The sequence below is a fragment of the Christiangramia marina genome, assembly GCF_048285865.1.
Taxonomy (GTDB): domain Bacteria; phylum Bacteroidota; class Bacteroidia; order Flavobacteriales; family Flavobacteriaceae; genus Christiangramia; species Christiangramia marina.
This window is the reverse complement of record NZ_JBLVTK010000001.1, coordinates 781170-782652: the sequence shown is the minus strand read 5'-3', so window position 1 is coordinate 782652 and position 1483 is coordinate 781170. Positions and strand designations below refer to the sequence as shown.

At 36.6% G+C, this 1483-nt stretch carries 3 protein-coding genes; all 3 read right to left on the bottom strand.

Annotation, left to right across the window (positions count from 1 at the left end):
* Positions 1 to 96: 96 nt before the first annotated feature.
* The 3 genes from ACNKXS_RS03660 to ACNKXS_RS03650 all read right to left on the bottom strand — a co-directional run bounded on the left by ACNKXS_RS03660 (position 97) and on the right by ACNKXS_RS03650 (position 1434).
* Complete coding sequence (locus ACNKXS_RS03660; RefSeq protein WP_417919672.1) at positions 97 to 255, bottom strand: hypothetical protein; 159 nt, start codon at positions 253 to 255, stop codon at positions 97 to 99.
* Between the two features lie 462 nt (positions 256 to 717).
* Positions 718 to 1140, bottom strand: coding sequence for a hypothetical protein (locus ACNKXS_RS03655; RefSeq protein ID WP_417919671.1), 423 nt, complete (start codon positions 1138 to 1140; stop codon positions 718 to 720).
* 129 nt (positions 1141 to 1269) lie between these two features.
* On the bottom strand, positions 1270 to 1434 hold the full coding sequence (locus tag ACNKXS_RS03650; protein ID WP_417919670.1) for a hypothetical protein: 165 nt from the start codon (positions 1432 to 1434) through the stop codon (positions 1270 to 1272).
* Between the last annotated feature and the right edge of the window lie 49 nt (positions 1435 to 1483).

Here is a 1483-nt window from a genome sequence, read left to right as displayed (position 1 = left end):
AATAAATAGCGGTTATTAGTATATGATAACTCGTAGATTTTATAGCCTTTGAATTTACTTATTTGTTTAAAGCATAGATAAATTAGATCGCCTTATTTATATCAAATAGTTAAACCTGTATCTTCTCAAATGAACCTCGTTACTTCCGTCTATTGCAATCTTATCACCTGCACTTCTAAGATCATGCGTAATTATATGACCTTCTTTTTTAATATCGATATTACTCACCAATCTATGCACAAATAGTCCATCCAATTTATCGAGGTTCCCGGTGTAGATCCTGTAGCTCAGTCGATCACTATCTAGGTCCAGAAATTAATCCAATGACTCAGTCAATCACTACTTAGGTCCCCGGAATAGATCAGGTAAATTGATAGATCAGCAACGATCTAGAGTAGAGCCAATAGCTGTGTAGATCATTACCTAGTTTCCCGGAATAGATCCTGTGGCTCAGTTGATCACTATTCAAGTCCAGAAATATATTCAATCGTTCAGTTGATTCCAAAGTTCAGTTGATCATTATCCAGGTTCAGAAAGAAACCCAATAGCTCAATACATTCTGAATGAGCTGGAGTAGGGCTAATGGACCGTTGCAACGGTTAATCCAGAATCTGGAAATTATTATTCAGTCAATCGTTATCAAGGTTCCCGGAGTTGATCAGGTAGCTTGATAGATCAGCAATGATCTGGAGTAGTTTAATATTCGAATTGAATCAACTAGGACAAATATGAAAATTTTGATCTTCTTAAAAACACTTCATTACTTCCATCAATTCCAATATTATCACCTGCACTTCTAGGATCATGCGAAATTATATGACCCTCTTTTTTAATATCTATATCGCGCACCATTCTACGTACAAATAGACCATCTAGTTTAAGTTTATATAAATGCTGTTCGATTCTATCGCGAATTACTTCTTTCCAATTATCGTATGGACCAATATGCCGGGTGCGCATAGCATAAACAAATCCTTCTTCATCTACTATCATCGTCCAAAGTGTCATACTAATTTCAACACTAGATCCACCAAATCTGGTTGCCATAAAATAATAGTCAACTTCAACACCCCCTAGAATATTAGCAGGATGGTTTCTTTGCTTTACTTCGATTACATTTCCAATGGTCTTACATAGCATATTATAGGATATTTTCCCAAAGTTAGGAACTATTCCAAAAACCCTTGAATTTATTTTCGAATTATGTAAATATCCAATTTGCATAGTTTGTTATTCAGGTCCCCAAAATAGATCAGGTTGCTTGATAGATCAGCGACGATCTGGAGTAGAGCCAATAGCTGTGTAGATTGTTACCAAGTTTCCAGGAATAGATCCTGTAGCTATGTAGATCCTGTAGCTCAGTTGATCACTATCCAGGTCCCCAAAATAGATCAGGTTGCTTGATAGATCAGCGACGATCTGGAGTAGAGCCAATAGCTGTGTAGATCGTTACCAAGTTTCCAGGAATAGATCCTGTAGCTCA

Coding starts and splice junctions, on each gene's coding strand:
- ACNKXS_RS03655 (WP_417919671.1), bottom strand. CDS start 1,140: ATGCTATGTAAGACCATTGGAAATGTAATCGAAGTAAAGCAAAGAAAC.